Source organism: Janibacter cremeus (genome assembly GCF_029395675.1).
In the GTDB taxonomy this organism is placed as follows: domain Bacteria; phylum Actinomycetota; class Actinomycetes; order Actinomycetales; family Dermatophilaceae; genus Janibacter; species Janibacter cremeus_A.
The window spans coordinates 2,991,721-3,005,965 of the sequence record NZ_CP115184.1 but is presented as its reverse complement, the minus strand read 5'-3'; the positions used below and the strand labels follow the sequence as shown (position 1 = coordinate 3,005,965).

The window sequence follows — 14,245 nt, the reverse complement described above, 5'->3', positions numbered from 1 at the left end:
GTGTCGCGCCCAAATCTATGGGTCGGGCGCGCACGCGGTCACTGGGGTCACCCCCCGGCCGTCTCCTGCGGGTGACGGGAGCCGACGGGTCGGGCCGCCCCGTCCACCCGGACGCAGGAGACCATGCGCAGGACCGGGTCGCGACCCTCGACGAGGTCACCGGTGAACCAGCTCAGCTGCAGCCCCTGCCCGTCGTCGTCGACCTCCGCCAGGGCGAGGTTGTTGTCGAACCACGGCCCGGCAGTCAGCTCCCACCGGTGGGGCGGGGCCTCGACCCCCGACGTGCGACGAGCCAACCACCGCATCGGTCGCACCAGGCTCTTGGCCATCTGCGACATGAGCATCCGCACGCCGCGCGGCATGGGGTTGCGGATCGGGCTGCACACCGCCTGGATGATCCGGCTGCGTACGCCCTCCCCCTCGGCGCCGGGGTCGACGACCTCGGCGATGTAGGAGTGGTGCACGTCCCCGGAGAGGAAGGTGATCGTCCTCGGGGCGGGGCCGCGCTCCCCCTTCGCCACCGACAGCACGAGGTCGAAGACCTCCTGGAAGCCGGACTGGAAGGCGGCCCAGTGCTCCAGGTCGACGACCTGGCGCACCGCCTCGGTCGTCCGGCGCACCAGCACGCTGCGGTCCGGCCGCGCGAGGGACTCGCTGATCGCCTCGGTGTCGTGCAGGCCCGGCGGCAGCAGGTAGGGCACGGACGTCCCGATGAAGAGGTGCTCCACACCGCCGGTCAGCTGCTGGTCGAACCAGGCCAGCTCGTCGTCGTCGAGCATGGAGCGCCGGTCGGGCTCGAGCACCCGGGCGGCACGCGAGTCGAGGACGATCAGGCGCGAGTCACCCAGGGCGCGGGTGTAGCTCCACCGGTAGGTCATCGGGTCGTCGTCGACCCGGGCGGCGAGCAGGCGCAGCTCCTCGGTGATGTCGACATCGCCCGGGACCGCGTCCGTCCTGTCCCCGACGAGCCGCCAGACCTCGTCCTTCGCCAGCTCCTCCGGCGCGAGGTTGCCGATGTGCTGGTAGACCCAGTACGAGGCCAGGCCGGCCACGAGACGCTCGTGCCACCACGACGTGCGGTTCATCTGCTGGTGCCACGACCACGAGGTGTTCCAGTCGTCGCGGATGTCGTGGTCGTCGAAGATCATCGCGCTGGGCAGGATCGAGAGCACCCACCGGATCGCCGGCTCGCTCCACGCCAGGCGGTAGAGGTGCGCGTACTCGGCGTAGTCCTTGATCTCCTCGTAGGGCGCCTGGCTGATGTCGCGCCGGGAGGAGATGAAGTCGAGCATCGCGGGACTGGTCTCGTCGGCGTAGACCTGGTCACCGAGCAGGGCGAGGGCGTCCGGGCGGGTCGCCTCCCCCTTCGCCAGGGCCAGCGCGACGGTCCGCAGCGCGTCGACGCCGTGGCTGCGGTGGTACTCCTCGTCGTGCGGCACGCTCGTGCGGCAGGAGCCGAAGGCCAGCCGGGTGGGGCGGTGGTGCTGCAGCGTCGCGATGGTCGAGGGCGGGAAGGGGGAGTCGGCCAGCGGCCACACCGGCTCGGCGTCGACGGTGACCCGGTACTCGTACTCCTGCCCGGGCTCGAGGTCGGTGACCATGACGAGCGCGTAGTGGTGGTCCTCGACGACGAAGGTCGCCGCCGACCAGGAGCGCTCGCCGATGTGCACCTCGACGCGGGCGGCGTGGGTGGTCTCGACCCAGATCGTCGCCTTGTGCTCCCCGACGAAGCGCAGCAGGGGGCCCAGGAGAAGGGGGGAGTTGTGAGCAGACATCGCGCCCATCATGGTCCAGATTCCTGTGAGATGGCACCGGGGACGGCGAAGGGCGGTTCCCCCGTGGGAGAACCGCCCTTCGCCGTCACGCGTGGAGACCTGGGATCAGAAGCCCATGCCGCCCATGCCCATGTCGTCGCCACCGGGCATGGCCGGTGCCGACTTCTCGGGCTTGTCGGCGATGACCGCCTCGGTGGTGAGGAAGAGCGCCGCGATGGACGAGGCGTTCTGCAGCGCGCTGCGGGTCACCTTGGCGGGGTCGATGATGCCCAGGGCGATCATGTCGACGTACTCGCCGGTGGCCGCGTTGAGGCCCTCGCCGGCCGGCAGGTTGCCGACCTTCTCCGCGACGACGCCACCATTGAGGCCGGCGTTGACCGCGATCTGCTTCAGCGGGGCCTCGGCCGCGACGCGCAGGATGTTCGCGCCGGTGGCCTCGTCACCCTCGAGCTGCAGCTTCTCGAAGGCCACCTTGGTCGCCTGCAGGAGCGCGACGCCACCACCGGCGACGATGCCCTCCTCGACGGCGGCCTTGGCGTTGCGCACCGCGTCCTCGATGCGGTGCTTGCGCTCCTTGAGCTCGACCTCGGTGGCCGCACCCGCACGGATGACGGCGACGCCACCGGCGAGCTTGGCGAGGCGCTCCTGGAGCTTCTCGCGGTCGTAGTCCGAGTCGGAGTTCTCGATCTCGGCCTTGATCTGGTTGACGCGGCCGTTGATCTGCTCCTGGTCACCGGCGCCCTCGACGATGGTCGTCTCGTCCTTGGTGACGACGACCTTGCGGGCGCGACCGAGCAGGTCGAGCTCGGCGGTCTCGAGGGAGAGGCCGACCTCCTCGGAGATGACCTGGCCACCGGTGAGGATGGCGATGTCGGCGAGCATGGCCTTGCGGCGGTCGCCGAAGCCCGGGGCCTTGACGGCGACGGACTTGAAGGTGCCCTTGAGCTTGTTGACCACGAGGGTGGACAGCGCCTCACCCTCGAGGTCCTCGGCGATGATCATCAGCGGCTTGCCCGACTGCATGACCTTCTCCAGGATCGGGAGGAGCTCCTTGACGTTGCCGATCTTGGAGTTGGCGATGAGGACGTAGGGGTCCTCGAGCACCGTCTCCATGCGCTCGGTGTCGGTGACGAAGTAGCCGGAGATGTAGCCCTTGTCGAAGCGCATGCCCTCGGTGAGCTCGAGCTCGAGCCCGAAGGTGTTGCTCTCCTCGACGGTGATGACGCCTTCCTTGCCGACCTTGTCCATGGCCTCGGCGATCTTGGCGCCGATCTCCTGGTCAGCGGCGGAGATGGAGGCCGTGGCAGCGATCTGCTCCTTGGTCTCGATCTCCTTGGCCATCACGAGCAGCTCCTCCGAGACGGCCGAGGTGGCCTTCTCGATGCCGCGCTTGAGGGCCATCGGGTTGGCGCCCGCCGCCACGTTGCGCAGACCCTCCTTGACGAGGGCCTGGGCGAGGACGGTGGCCGTCGTCGTGCCGTCACCGGCGACGTCGTCGGTCTTCTTGGCAACTTCCTTGACGAGCTCGGCGCCGATCTTCTCGTACGGGTCGTCGAGCTCGATTTCCTTGGCGATGGACACGCCGTCGTTGGTGATCGTGGGGGCTCCCCACTTCTTCTCCAGGACGACATTGCGGCCCTTGGGACCGAGGGTGACCTTGACGGCATCGGCGAGGGTGTTCATTCCCCGCTCGAGGCCGCGACGGGCCTCCTCGTCGAAAGCAATGAGCTTTGCCATTCGGGTGGTTCCTCCACGCGAATCGAAGGGTGCGACCGGGGGTGCCCGCGACGGACGGGACGCTCCCACGCGGCTCACGTCACCGTGTGGTCCCGTCCCTCACCTGACCGGTCAGGACTGTCACTCTCACGGGGAGAGTGCTAAGGGCCATTATTGGCACTCTCCACCCGAGAGTGCAAACGCCCGGCACCCCGCGCACCGGCCCGCCACCGGTCAGGGCGAAGGGGGGCGCAGCCGCTTCTGGCGGACCTCGGCAGCAGGGGCGTAGCCGACTGCGTCGTAGAACTCCTCGGCGCCGAGGTCGCACCGCAGCCGGATGACGCCGACCCCGGCCCCCTTCGTCCAGCTCTCGCAGGCGCCGAGCAGTGCGGCGCCGACCCCACGGCGGCGCTGGTCGGCCGCGACGTACAAGGCGTGGATCCACAGCCGACCGCGGGTCCCGATCGGCTGGCCCGGCCAGGTGGACTCGGGCGGGAGGGTCGCCTGCAGGTAGCCGGCGTGGCTGCCCGCGAGCTCGGCGATCCACGTCGGCAGCTGCTCGCGGTGGCGCAGCCAGTGCTCTGCTGCCCGGTCGAGGTAGCCGTCCTCGCGCGACCCGTCGACCGCGATCGCGAACTGCAGCGACAGTGCGGCGACGATGAAGGCGTCCTCGGGCCCGGCCCGGACGATTCGCAGGCTCACGCCCTCATCGTGGCAGACCCCGAGGGCTCAGACCTCGAACCCCAGGCGCCGCGCGCTGCGGGTGCGCTGGCGCTGGTCGCGCAGGCGACGCAGCCGCTTGATGAGCATCGGGTCCTCGGAGAGGGCGGCCGGGTTGTTGATCAGGCCGTTGAGCACCTGGTAGTACCGCGTGGAGCTCATGTCGAACAGCTCCTTGATCGCCTGCTCCTTGGAGCCGGCGTACTTCCACCACTGACGCTCGAAGGCCAGGATCTCGCGGTCACGGTCCGTGAGCGGGACCGAGGGGGTCGGCTGGCTGGACTGATTGGCCTGGTTGGCGGGGTTCACGCAGTGCAGCGTACCGACCGAATCACAGGCCTGTCATTACCTCGGCGTGTCGGCTGGACGCCGCACCCCACGAGGCCACTCGCCTCCCAGGGGCCCCATCCGCCACACCGCGTGACCGTTCGGCGCAAAGTCACCACGAAACAGTAAGTAAAGAGTAAATTCCCGGTCAACGGCGCATGGGCGCTGTGCGTCCCGGGGGCTCGAGGGGGAGGGCGCTTTTCAGGGGAAGGCAATGTCATGAAGAGGTTGATCCTCGGCGGCGTGGCGACCGTCGCTCTGGTATTCGGCGGCTCCGGCGCAGCATCGGCCGGTGAGTACACCGGCAACGGCGGGTCCACGCCCGCCCCCGAGCGCGCGGGGTCGATCTGCGCGTTCTCGGGCCAGGACATCCCGGACGAGATCGAGAACAACCCGGCACCGGAGCTCGACGACGACTGGCTCGGCCGCGGCGTGCAGAGCTACGGCCAGTACGTCTCGCGCGGGTTCAAGGACGAGCTCGGCGAGGAGCGTCCCGGCAACTCCTGCCGCGGCTACGCGTCGATGCGGTGAGGCGGCAACGCCTCGATGCGGTGAGGCGCTGACTGCGCCGACCCACTCCGATACCGCCGTGCCCCGGGCCCACCACCCCCCTCGGCCCGGGGCACGGCCTGCGCCCGGACACCTCGCGTCGCTCAGGCCATCGAGTCGAGGATGGCGGTGATGTCCTCGGGGGTCGTCTGCGGGTTGACGATCGCGAAGCGCGCCAGCGTCTCACCGGCGTGCGTCGTCGGGACGACGAAGGCGAACTCCTCGTCGAGGATCCGGTCCGACCAGGCCTGGTAGTCGGCGGCCGACCAGCCCAGCCGGCGGAAGACGACGACGGACAGGCTGCGCTCGCCGACGAGCTCGAGGTCCTCCCGCCGGGCGATCTCCTCCTCGGCGAAGGCCGCGACGTCCAGGGTCCGCTCCACCGCACTCGTGTAGGCCTGCGTGCCGTGCGTCGCCAGGGAGAACCAGAAGGGCAGCCCCCGCGCGCGCCGGGTCAGGCCGACGGAGTAGTCGGTCGGGTTCCAGTCCGAGGTGCCGGTGAGCACGTCGAGGTAGCCGGCCTTCTGCGTGTGGGCGGCGCGGGCGTAGCCGGGCTCGCGGTAGACCAGCGCACAGCAGTCGAAGGGGGCGAACAGCCACTTGTGCGGGTCGACGATGAAGGAGTCGCAGTGCTCGATCCCCTCGTAGAGGTGGCGCACCGAGGGAACGGCCAGGCCGGCACCGCCGTAGGCGCCGTCGACGTGGAACCAGATGCCGAACTCGCGGCAGACCTCGGCCACCGAGGCGAGGTCGTCGACGATGCCGAAGTTCGTCGTGCCCGCCGTGGCGACGACGGCGAAGTAGCTCTCCGGGCCGTGCTCGAGCAGCACCTCGCGCAGCCGGGGCCCGGTCAGGCGCCCGCGCTCGTCCGGCTCGACGGGCGTCAGCTCGGCGTCCATGACCTCGCACGCGGACGCGATCGAGCTGTGCGCCCCGCTGGTCGTCGCGACGCGGAAGGGACGCTCCCCCGTCGCCGCCTCGTGACGGGCCCGGCCGCGCGCGGCGACGAGCGCGGAGAGGTTGCCGATCGTACCGCCGGGGACGAAGGCGCCGCCGGCACCCTCGGGCAGGCCGACGAGGTCGCAGATCCACCGCAGGGCCTGGTTCTCGGCGTAGACGGCGCCGGACCCCTCGAGCCAGGAGCCGCCGTAGATCGAGCTCGCGCCGACGACGAGGTCGAACATCGCCGCGGCCTCGGTGGGCGCGCACGGGATGAAGGACAGGTAGCGCGGGTGGTCCACGGACAGGCAGGCGGGTGCGAGGACGTCGGCGAAGAGGCCCATCGCGGCCCGGCCGCCGAGCCCCTCCTTCGTGATCGTGGAGCCGGCGGCCTCCCGGAGCTGCTCCGGCGTCAGCGTGCGATCGAGCGGTGGCGGGTCGTAGCGCAGCCGCTCCGCCGAGTAGTCGAGGATGAGGCGCTCGAGCTCGTCCAGTGAGGTGTCGTCGTCGGAGAATCCATGCACGCGCAGCACTCTATGGGCAGGGCGTGGGTAGGTTGACCCGGTGAGCACGCGCGACCTGTCCGACCTGATCCACCCGTCGTGGGCCAGTGCCCTCGAGCCGGTCGCGGGGATGATCACCGCGATGGGCGACTTCCTGCGCGCCGAGGTCCGTGAGGGCCGCGGCTACCTGCCGGACGGGGAGAACATCCTGCGCGCCTTCACCATCCCGGTCGACGAGGTGCGCGTCCTCGTCGTCGGGCAGGACCCCTACCCCACGCCGGGCCACGCGATCGGACTGTCCTTCGCCGTGGCCCCGCACGTGCACCCGCTGCCGAAGTCGCTGGTCAACATCCACCGGGAGCTCGTCGACGACCTCGGCGTCCCGCCGCCGAGCAACGGCGACCTCACCCCGTGGGCCGAGCAGGGCGTCATGCTGCTCAACCGCTCCCTCACCGTCACCCCCGGCAGCCCGAGCAGCCACCGCGGCAAGGGCTGGGAGGCCGTGACCGACCGCGCCATCGAGGTGCTCGCCGGCCGCGACGGTCCGCTCGTGGCGATCCTCTGGGGTGCCGATGCCCGCAGGCTGGCCCCCGCACTGGGCCGGGAGCGGTGCATCGAGAGCGTGCACCCCTCTCCCCTGTCGGCGTACAAGGGGTTCTTCGGCTCGCGCCCCTTCAGCCGTACCAACGACCTGCTCGTCCGGCAGGGCGCCGCACCGATCGATTGGAGACTCCCGTGACCGAGCACCCCGCACACCCCTGGCGCCGTTACGTCGCGATCGGCGACTCCTTCAGCGAGGGGATGTCGGACCTCGACCCCCGCGACGAGGGGAGGTTCGTCGGCTGGGCGGACCGCCTCGCCGCGGAGCTGTCCACCCGTACCGGGGACGGCGACTTCCGCTACGCCAACCTGGCCGTGCGGGGCCGCAAGCTCGACGATGTCGTCGGCCCGCAGCTGGAGGAGGCGCTGGCGATGGGGCCGGACCTGGTCTCGATGGTCGGCGGCGGCAACGACATCCTGCGTCCGCGCGTCGACCTCGACGAGGTCGCCGACCGCCTCGAGCAGGCGGTGGCCCGCATCCGCGCGACCGGCGCCGACGTCCTCATGGCCACGCCCGCCGACCCGGCCGACGCCGGGCTGCTGTCGACACTGCGGGCCCGCCACGGGGTGCACACCGCCAACATCTTCACCATCGCCCAGCGCCAGGGTGCGCACGTGATCAACCTGTGGGGCATCCGCTCGCTGCGCGACTGGCGGATGTGGGCCACCGACCGCATCCACCTGAGCACCGAGGGGCACCGCCGGGTCGCGCAAGCGGCGCTGGTCGCCCTGCGCCAGCCGGTCAGCGACGCGCACTGGAACCAGCCGCTCCCCCCGGCGCCCGCGGTCCCGCGCCGGGAGCAGCTCGCGGGCACCGCGCAGTGGACCCGCACGCACGCCGCCCCCTGGGTGCGCCGTCGCCTCACCGGCCGCTCCTCCGGGGACGGGCGACCGGCGAAGATCGGGCAGCTGACCCCCTTCGGCCCGACGGACCTGCCCGACGCCTGAACGCTCACAACTGCTTAGGCTCCTGCGCCCCCCCATTCGCAACTGCTTAGGCAGTTGCGAATGTAGTCACGCAGATGCCGCTGATATCGTCCGATCATGACGCAGATGCGGGTATCCGAGGCGGCTGAGCTCCTCGCGGTCTCCCCGGACACGGTCCGGCGGTGGATCGAGGGCGGTCGCCTCACCGCGACGAAGGGGGAGGGCGCCACCCTCGTCGACGGGGTCGGCCTCGCCCGGCTGGCCCAGGAGGTCGCCGCCCCGCCGTCGGTCGGTCCGGTCCGCGACGAGTCCGCGCGCAACCGGATGCGCGGCATCGTCACCGAGGTCAAGCGCGACGGGGTGATGGCCCAGGTGAGCCTGCAGGCGGGCCCCTTCCGGATCGTCTCCCTCATGTCCCGCGAGGCCGCCGACGAGCTGGGTCTGGAGCCCGGCAGCGTCGCGGTGGCCTCGATCAAGTCGACCAATGTCATCATCGGCACCGCCGGAGGACCTGCATGAGATCCGGCATGACCGCCGGCCTGGCCGTCACCGCCCTCGTCCTCACCGCCTGCGGCTCCGGGCCCGACACCGAGCAGACCCTCCGGGTCGGCGCCGCCGCGTCGTTGCAGGAGCCCTTCGAGGAGATCGCCGAGGACTACGAGGCGGAGAACCGCCATGTGACCGTCGAGCTGCAGTTCGCCGGGTCCTCCGACCTCGCCGCGCAGATCAGCAACGGTGCCGAGGTCGATGTCTTCGCCTCCGCCGACGAGGAGACCATGGAGCGGGTCTCGGCGGACGTCGCGGGCGAGCCGACGGTCTTCGCCACCAACACGCTGACGATCGTCACCGAGCCGGGCAACCCCAGGGACATCTCCGGCCTGGCCGACCTCGAGGACGTCACGCTCGACGTGGTCACGTGCGCCCCCCAGGTGCCGTGCGGGCGATCGGCCGAGGACCTCGCCGAGGCCCGCGGCGTGATGCTGACCCCGGTGAGCGAGGAGTCCCGGGTCACCGACGTGCTGGCCAAGGTCACCTCCGGCGAGGCCGACGCCGGGCTGGTCTACGTCACCGACGCGGCCGGCGCCGGCAAGGACGTCGCGACCGTCCCGATCAGGGACGCCGACGCGCAGCCCAACCGCTACCCCATCGCGGTGCTCACCAGCGCCCCGAGCGACGAGGCGCAGGCCTTCGTCGACGCCGTCACCGGCTCCCGGGGGCAGCGGATCCTCGACGACCACGGCTTCGGCCTGCCGTGAGACCACCTGCCTGGCTGTGGCTGCCCGCGTCGGGAGCGGTGCTCCTCGTCGTGGTCCCGCTGCTGGGTCTCGTCGCCGAGGTCGAGCCCGACCGGCTCCCCGAGCTGCTGACCACGCAGGCCTCCATCGACGCGCTGCTGCTCTCCCTGCGGACGGCGAGCGCCGCCACCGTCGTGTCCCTGCTGCTCGGGACCCCGCTGGCGCTCCTGCTGGCCCGCGGTCGCTGGCCCGGCCAGTCGCTCCTGCGTGCCCTCGTCCTCGTGCCGCTCGTGCTGCCGCCGGTCGTCGGCGGCCTCGCGCTGCTCTTCACCTTCGGCCGGCGCGGCCTGATCGGCCAGCACCTCGAGGCGGCCGGGCTGTCGATCTCCTTCAGCACCACGGCCGTCGTCCTCGCGCAGAGCTTCGTCGCGCTGCCCTTCCTCGTGCTCTCCCTCGAGGGGGCCGTGCGCGGTCTGGGTCGTCGCCACGAGGAGGTCGCGGCCACCCTGGGCGCCGGTCCCTGGCGGCGGCTGACCCACGTCACCCTGCCGCTCGTCGCACCGGGACTGGTCTCGGGATGCGTCCTCGCGTTCGCGCGTGCGCTCGGGGAGTTCGGGGCGACGCTCACCTTCGCCGGGTCCGCCCAGGGCCGCACCCGCACCCTACCCCTGGAGATCTACCTCCAGCGGGAGAGCGACCCCGACGCCGCCGTCGCGCTCGCCCTCGTGCTCGTCGTCCTCGCGACCGTCATCGTCGGCACGGTCTACGCACGCACCGTCCGGCCGGAGCCGGCGGCATGAGCCTGCAGGTCCGCGCCGAGTGGGCGCAGCGGGGCGTGTCCGTGGACCTCGACCTGCCCCCCGGCCGGCACGCGGTCACCGGCCCCAACGGCAGCGGCAAGACCTCGCTCCTGTCCGTCATCGCCGGCCTGGCCCGACCGGAGTCCTCGCGTGTCGTGCTCGACGGCCGGGTCCTCGACGACGTCCCCCCGCACCGCCGCCGGGTCGGGCTGATGAGCCAGTCACCGGCGCTCTTCCCCCACCTCGACGTGCGCGACAACGTCGCCTTCGGCCCGCGCAGCGCCGGCCGGGGACGAAGGGGGGCCCGCGCCACCGCGGACCACTGGCTGGAGGTGGTCGGCATGGGTGCCTTCGCCGGCCGTCGGCCCTCGCAGCTGTCCGGGGGCCAGGCCGCGCGGGTGGCGCTCGCCCGGGCCCTCGCCGCGGAGCCGGACGCGCTCCTGCTCGACGAGCCCCTCGCCGCGCTCGACGTCGAGGCGACGCCGGCCATGCGAGCCGTCCTCGCCGACGTCACGCACGCGCGCGAGGACCTCGTCGTCGTGCTCGTCACCCACGACGTGCTCGACGTGCTCACGGTCGCCGACGGGCCCGCGGACACGATGACCGTCCTCGGGGAGCGCGTGGAGCACGGGCCGGTGCGGCATGTGCTGGAGCACCCGCGCAGCGCCTTCACCGCCGGCCTGGCCGGGCTCAACCTCGTCCACGCCGAGGCGCTGCCGGGCAGCGGGGCGCTCGCGTCCCTCCACGGCTCGACGCTGGAGATCGCGACCGGTCCGCACGACGTCATCGGCGCGTGCTGGGTGACCTTCACCCCCGACGCGGTCTCGCTGCACCGCGAGCACCCCGAGGGGTCCCCGCGCAATGTGTGGCACGGCCGGGTCTCCCGCGTCGAGGCGCACGCCGGCCGGGCCCGGGTGTGGTTGTCGACACCGGTGCCGATGAGCGCAGAGGTGACCCCTGCGGCGCTGGCGGCACTCCCCCTTCGCCCGGGTGACGGGGTGTGGGCCTCGGTCAAGGCGAGCCAGGTGCGGGTGCACGCGGCCCACGCCGTGCCGCCCGACGCCGCGGACTAGCTACAGCCGGCCGTCGCGGAAGCTGCGCAGGTCCTTCCTCGACTCCGCGCCCAGGCGCACGATCGACTGGCCGGACTGCATGCCGGTCGGGCCGACGGCGACCTCGTGGCCGACCTTCATCGGGTTGACCTTGTAGAAGCTCGCCGCGAAGCGCAGCATCTGCGTCGCCGTGAGGTCACTGGTCGCGTGCTCGTCGATCACGGTCAGCGCCCGCGGCAGCGTGTCCGGCCCCTGGACCCGCGCCTGGATCGCGGCGGCGAGGATCAGCAGACCCTGGTGGCGGGAGCGGTCGAAGTCGCCGCGCGGCAGGGTCTTGCGCTCCCGGGAGTACGCGAGCGCCTCGTTCGGGCCCAGCTTGCTCTTGCCCTCGGGGATCTGGCCGCCGGGCAGGTGCGAGTCGAGGCCGTCCGGGGAGTCGAAGCTCAGCGGCCCCAGCTCGTCGACGATCGCCTTGAACCCCCCGAAGCCGGTGACGAGGTAGCCGTCGACGTCGATGCCGCTGAGGCTCGAGACCGCGCCGACCTCGGCCTTCGGGCCGCCGTAGACCATCGCGGCGTTGAGCTTGCCGTGGCCGTGCCCGGGGATGGGCACCCACAGGTCGCGCGCGAAGCCCATGACGCCCGCGCCGCCGGACCCGTCGACGCCGAGCAGCTGGATCGCGTCCGCGCGGGAGCGCTCGACCGTCTGGCCGGGTCGCGCGTCGCTGCCGAGCAGGAGGACGTGGCGCGGGCCCGTGCCGAGGTCGGCCTTCTCGTCCATGGAGGGCCACCACCCGCCGACGACGCGCCACTGCTCGCCCTTGGGGCGCGCGGCCAGGGTGACGTCGTCCTCGGAGGTGACGACGGCGACCTTCGCACCCCGCCACGTGCCCGTCGTCGCCGCGCCGGTGATCGACTGCGAGCCGTACTTCTTCGCCACGGCCTCGGTCAGTCCCTGCGAGGCGCCGTCGATGGCGACGGTGGGCGTCGAGGTGGTCGACGAGGAGGACGTGGTCTCGGACGACGAGGACGAGGTGGTGGTGGTTGACGAGCTGGTGTCACCCCCTTCGTCCGGGGAGCCGGTGCAGGCGATCAGGGTCAGCGCCGCCACGGTGGTGACCGCCGTGGCGCGGGCGGAGGGAGGTCTCACCCCTCCACGGTAGGTGGAGGGGTCACTTCTCGACGGTCGCCGTGCCGTCGGTGACGTCGACGAGGACCTGGTGGTCGTCGTCCTCCTCCTCGGTCGCCGCGGTGTCGACCGTGACCTTCCAGTAGTGCTGGCCGTCGATCTCGATCAGGCGGGTCTCGTCGAAGCTGCCGTCGACCTCGGACATCGCCGTCTCGACGGCCGAGCCGAGACCGATCTCCGCCTGGTCCAGGCCCTCGCGTGCCTCCGGATGGAGGCCGAACTCCTCGTGCTCGGTGACGTCGTGGTTCGGCTTCACCTCGAGCGCGACGCCGTGCACCCCCTCGGCGACTTCCACCTCCCAGATGCCGTCGTCGTCGCTCTCCTCGATCTCGTAGGCCGTACCGCCGGCCTCGGCCACGGCGGCCTCGATCGCAGCGAGGACCCTCTCGAGGTCACCGACCTCCCCGGACGGACCGGAGGGGTCGCTCTCGGATCCGCTCGCCGGCGAGGCCTGGGAGCTGCTCGTCGCGCTCGAGGTCGTCGTATCCTCGGAGGTGCCGTCCGAGCCGCACGCGGCAACCGCGAGCACCGAGGCCGTGGTGAGGGTGGTGAGGGCGATCCGCGATCTGGTCATGTCTCCACCATGGACCCGAGTGGACGGAAGACCAAGGGCGGCGTCGGAGGAGCAACCGAGGTGGCCCCCGTCCGGAGGGACTCTCGCCACGCCCTCCCCCATCCCTCATACAGTGGGTCGCATGCCAGCAACCAGGCTCATGCCCACAGAGATCGGCGACGACCTGATCGAGCTCACCCGCTCGATCTGCGACAAGTCGCTGCGCCCCCAGGTCGACGACGTCGAGGCCCGTGCGGCCACCGAGGAGGTCTTCCCCCGGGAGGTCTTCCGCACCCTGGGGCGGGCGGGTCTGCTCTCCCTCCCCTACCCGGAGGAGCTCGGCGGCGGTGGGCAGCCGTACGAGGTCTACCTGCAGGTCGTCGAGGAGATCGCCTCGGCGTGGGCGTCGGTCGCCGTCGGGGTCTCGGTGCACTCGCTCACGGCCTACGCGGTGCACACCTTCGGCAGCCGGGAGCAGCAGGAGGCCCTGCTGCCCGACATGCTCTCCGGGGAGACGCTCGGCGCCTACGCGCTCTCCGAGCCGCTCGCCGGGTCCGACATCGCGGCGATGACCACCCGGGCGACCCCCGACGGCGACGACTGGCGCATCCGCGGGCGCAAGGCGTGGATCTCCCACGGCGGCCACGCCGACTACTACACGACCTTCGCCCGCACGAGCGACGACGGCGGTCGCGGCGTCAGCTGCTTCGTCGTGCCCGGCGACGCGGAGGGCATCACCTTCGGCGCCCCGGAGAAGAAGATGGGCCTGCACGGCGACACGGTGCGCGAGGTGATCTTCGAGGACGTGCCCGTGGCGGGCGAGCGTCTCGTCGGGGACCTCGGGCGCGGGGTGCCGATGGCCCTCGCGGGGCTCGACGCGGGACGGCTCGGCATCGCGGCCGTCGCGACCGGTCTGGCCCAGTCGGCGCTCGACGTCGCGGCGAAGTACGCCACCGAGCGCGAGCAGTTCGGGCGGAGCATCGCGAGCAACCAGGGCCTGGCCTTCCTCCTGGCGGACATGGAGGCCGCGGTCACGAGTGCCCGCGCGACCTACCTGCACGCCGCGCGGCTGCGTGATGCCGGGCGCGCCTTCGGCAAGGAGGCCGCCGTCGCCAAGCTCGTCGCGACCGATGCGTCGATGCGGGTGACGACGGACGCGATCCAGGTCCTCGGCGGCGCGGGGTTCACCGAGGACTTCCCCGTCGAGCGGTACTTCCGCGAGGCGAAGGTGACCCAGATCTTCGAGGGCACCAACCAGATCCAGCGCCTGGTCATCTCCCGGCAGCTGCTCGCCTCGCTCTGACGCCCCCGCTACGAGCTACTGCAGGCAGCAGTTCGTATCGCCTGCAGTAGCTCGAGGT

General features: G+C 71.9%; 15 protein-coding genes. 8 read left to right on the top strand and 7 right to left on the bottom strand.

All coding sequences use genetic code 11. The features are described 5' to 3' along the window. Positions 1–47: 47 nt before the first annotated feature. The 4 genes from O9K63_RS14370 to O9K63_RS14355 all read right to left on the bottom strand — a co-directional run bounded on the left by O9K63_RS14370 (position 48) and on the right by O9K63_RS14355 (position 4,520). Positions 48–1,775, bottom strand: coding sequence for an alkaline phosphatase D family protein (locus O9K63_RS14370; protein WP_277238922.1), 1,728 nt, complete (start codon positions 1,773–1,775; stop codon positions 48–50). A gap of 105 nt (positions 1,776–1,880) precedes the next feature. After that, the gene (gene groL / locus O9K63_RS14365; RefSeq protein ID WP_277238920.1) at positions 1,881–3,512 is read right to left on the bottom strand and encodes a chaperonin GroEL; all 1,632 of its coding nucleotides are present in this window, start codon (positions 3,510–3,512) and stop codon (positions 1,881–1,883) included. Positions 3,513–3,725: 213 nt separating this feature from the next. Continuing rightward, positions 3,726–4,193, bottom strand: a complete 468-nt coding sequence (locus O9K63_RS14360; protein ID WP_277238918.1) for a GNAT family N-acetyltransferase — start codon at positions 4,191–4,193, stop codon at positions 3,726–3,728. A gap of 27 nt (positions 4,194–4,220) precedes the next feature. Continuing rightward, a complete protein-coding gene (locus O9K63_RS14355) occupies positions 4,221–4,520 on the bottom strand; it encodes a DUF3263 domain-containing protein (protein WP_277238916.1) in 300 nt (99 codons plus the stop codon). A 237-nt stretch (positions 4,521–4,757) separates the two neighbouring features. Here O9K63_RS14355 and O9K63_RS14350 point away from each other — a divergent pair, with 237 nt between their 5' ends. Then, positions 4,758–5,069 (top strand): hypothetical protein, encoded by a 312-nt coding sequence (locus O9K63_RS14350; RefSeq protein ID WP_277238915.1) that lies wholly within the window; start codon positions 4,758–4,760, stop codon positions 5,067–5,069. 122 nt (positions 5,070–5,191) lie between these two features. On the opposite strand, the gene O9K63_RS14345 is transcribed toward O9K63_RS14350, so the two are convergent. Beyond that, on the bottom strand, positions 5,192–6,550 hold the full coding sequence (locus O9K63_RS14345) for a pyridoxal phosphate-dependent decarboxylase family protein (RefSeq protein ID WP_277238913.1): 1,359 nt from the start codon (positions 6,548–6,550) through the stop codon (positions 5,192–5,194). 40 nt (positions 6,551–6,590) lie between these two features. On the opposite strand from O9K63_RS14345, the gene O9K63_RS14340 reads away from it, so the two are divergent. From O9K63_RS14340 to O9K63_RS14315, 6 genes are all read left to right on the top strand, one after another. Next, a complete protein-coding gene (locus tag O9K63_RS14340; RefSeq protein WP_277238911.1) occupies positions 6,591–7,268 on the top strand; it encodes a uracil-DNA glycosylase in 678 nt (225 codons plus the stop codon). Then, entirely contained in the window at positions 7,265–8,077 is an 813-nt protein-coding gene (locus tag O9K63_RS14335; RefSeq protein ID WP_277238910.1) for an SGNH/GDSL hydrolase family protein, read from the top strand. The genes O9K63_RS14340 and O9K63_RS14335 overlap by 4 nt, the downstream gene beginning before the upstream one ends. 96 nt (positions 8,078–8,173) lie before the next feature. Then, complete coding sequence (locus O9K63_RS14330; protein WP_277238908.1) at positions 8,174–8,575, top strand: TOBE domain-containing protein; 402 nt, start codon at positions 8,174–8,176, stop codon at positions 8,573–8,575. After that, the gene (modA, locus tag O9K63_RS14325) at positions 8,572–9,312 is read left to right on the top strand and encodes a molybdate ABC transporter substrate-binding protein (RefSeq protein WP_277238906.1); all 741 of its coding nucleotides are present in this window, start codon (positions 8,572–8,574) and stop codon (positions 9,310–9,312) included. Before O9K63_RS14330 ends, modA begins: the two co-directional genes overlap by 4 nt. Continuing rightward, positions 9,309–10,091 carry an ABC transporter permease gene (locus tag O9K63_RS14320; RefSeq protein WP_277238905.1) on the top strand — a complete coding sequence of 261 codons (783 nt, stop codon included), beginning with the start codon at positions 9,309–9,311 and terminating at the stop codon, positions 10,089–10,091. Before modA ends, O9K63_RS14320 begins: the two co-directional genes overlap by 4 nt. Continuing rightward, positions 10,088–11,164 (top strand): sulfate/molybdate ABC transporter ATP-binding protein, encoded by a 1,077-nt coding sequence (locus tag O9K63_RS14315; RefSeq protein ID WP_277238904.1) that lies wholly within the window; start codon positions 10,088–10,090, stop codon positions 11,162–11,164. The genes O9K63_RS14320 and O9K63_RS14315 overlap by 4 nt, the downstream gene beginning before the upstream one ends. Here the strand turns inward: O9K63_RS14315 and O9K63_RS14310 are convergent, their stop codons facing one another. Then, a complete protein-coding gene (locus tag O9K63_RS14310) occupies positions 11,165–12,292 on the bottom strand; it encodes an LCP family protein (protein WP_277238902.1) in 1,128 nt (375 codons plus the stop codon). A gap of 22 nt (positions 12,293–12,314) precedes the next feature. Further along, positions 12,315–12,905: a hypothetical protein gene (locus O9K63_RS14305; RefSeq protein WP_277238900.1), complete on the bottom strand. Its 591-nt coding sequence runs from the start codon at positions 12,903–12,905 to the stop codon at positions 12,315–12,317. 121 nt (positions 12,906–13,026) lie between these two features. Here O9K63_RS14305 and O9K63_RS14300 point away from each other — a divergent pair, with 121 nt between their 5' ends. Continuing rightward, positions 13,027–14,187: an acyl-CoA dehydrogenase family protein gene (locus O9K63_RS14300; RefSeq protein WP_277238899.1), complete on the top strand. Its 1,161-nt coding sequence runs from the start codon at positions 13,027–13,029 to the stop codon at positions 14,185–14,187. Positions 14,188–14,245 lie beyond the last annotated feature (58 nt).

Excerpts from the sequence above, each read along its gene's own strand:
- O9K63_RS14370 (WP_277238922.1), bottom strand. The coding sequence starts at position 1,775 with ATGTCTGCTCACAACTCCCCCCTTCTCCTGGGCCCCCTGCTGCGCTTC.
- groL (WP_277238920.1), bottom strand. The coding sequence starts at position 3,512 with ATGGCAAAGCTCATTGCTTTCGACGAGGAGGCCCGTCGCGGCCTCGAG.
- O9K63_RS14350 (WP_277238915.1), top strand. The coding sequence starts at position 4,758 with ATGAAGAGGTTGATCCTCGGCGGCGTGGCGACCGTCGCTCTGGTATTC.
- O9K63_RS14330 (WP_277238908.1), top strand. The coding sequence starts at position 8,174 with ATGACGCAGATGCGGGTATCCGAGGCGGCTGAGCTCCTCGCGGTCTCC.
- modA (WP_277238906.1), top strand. The coding sequence starts at position 8,572 with ATGAGATCCGGCATGACCGCCGGCCTGGCCGTCACCGCCCTCGTCCTC.
- O9K63_RS14315 (WP_277238904.1), top strand. The coding sequence starts at position 10,088 with ATGAGCCTGCAGGTCCGCGCCGAGTGGGCGCAGCGGGGCGTGTCCGTG.
- O9K63_RS14305 (WP_277238900.1), bottom strand. The coding sequence starts at position 12,905 with ATGACCAGATCGCGGATCGCCCTCACCACCCTCACCACGGCCTCGGTG.
- O9K63_RS14300 (WP_277238899.1), top strand. The coding sequence starts at position 13,027 with ATGCCAGCAACCAGGCTCATGCCCACAGAGATCGGCGACGACCTGATC.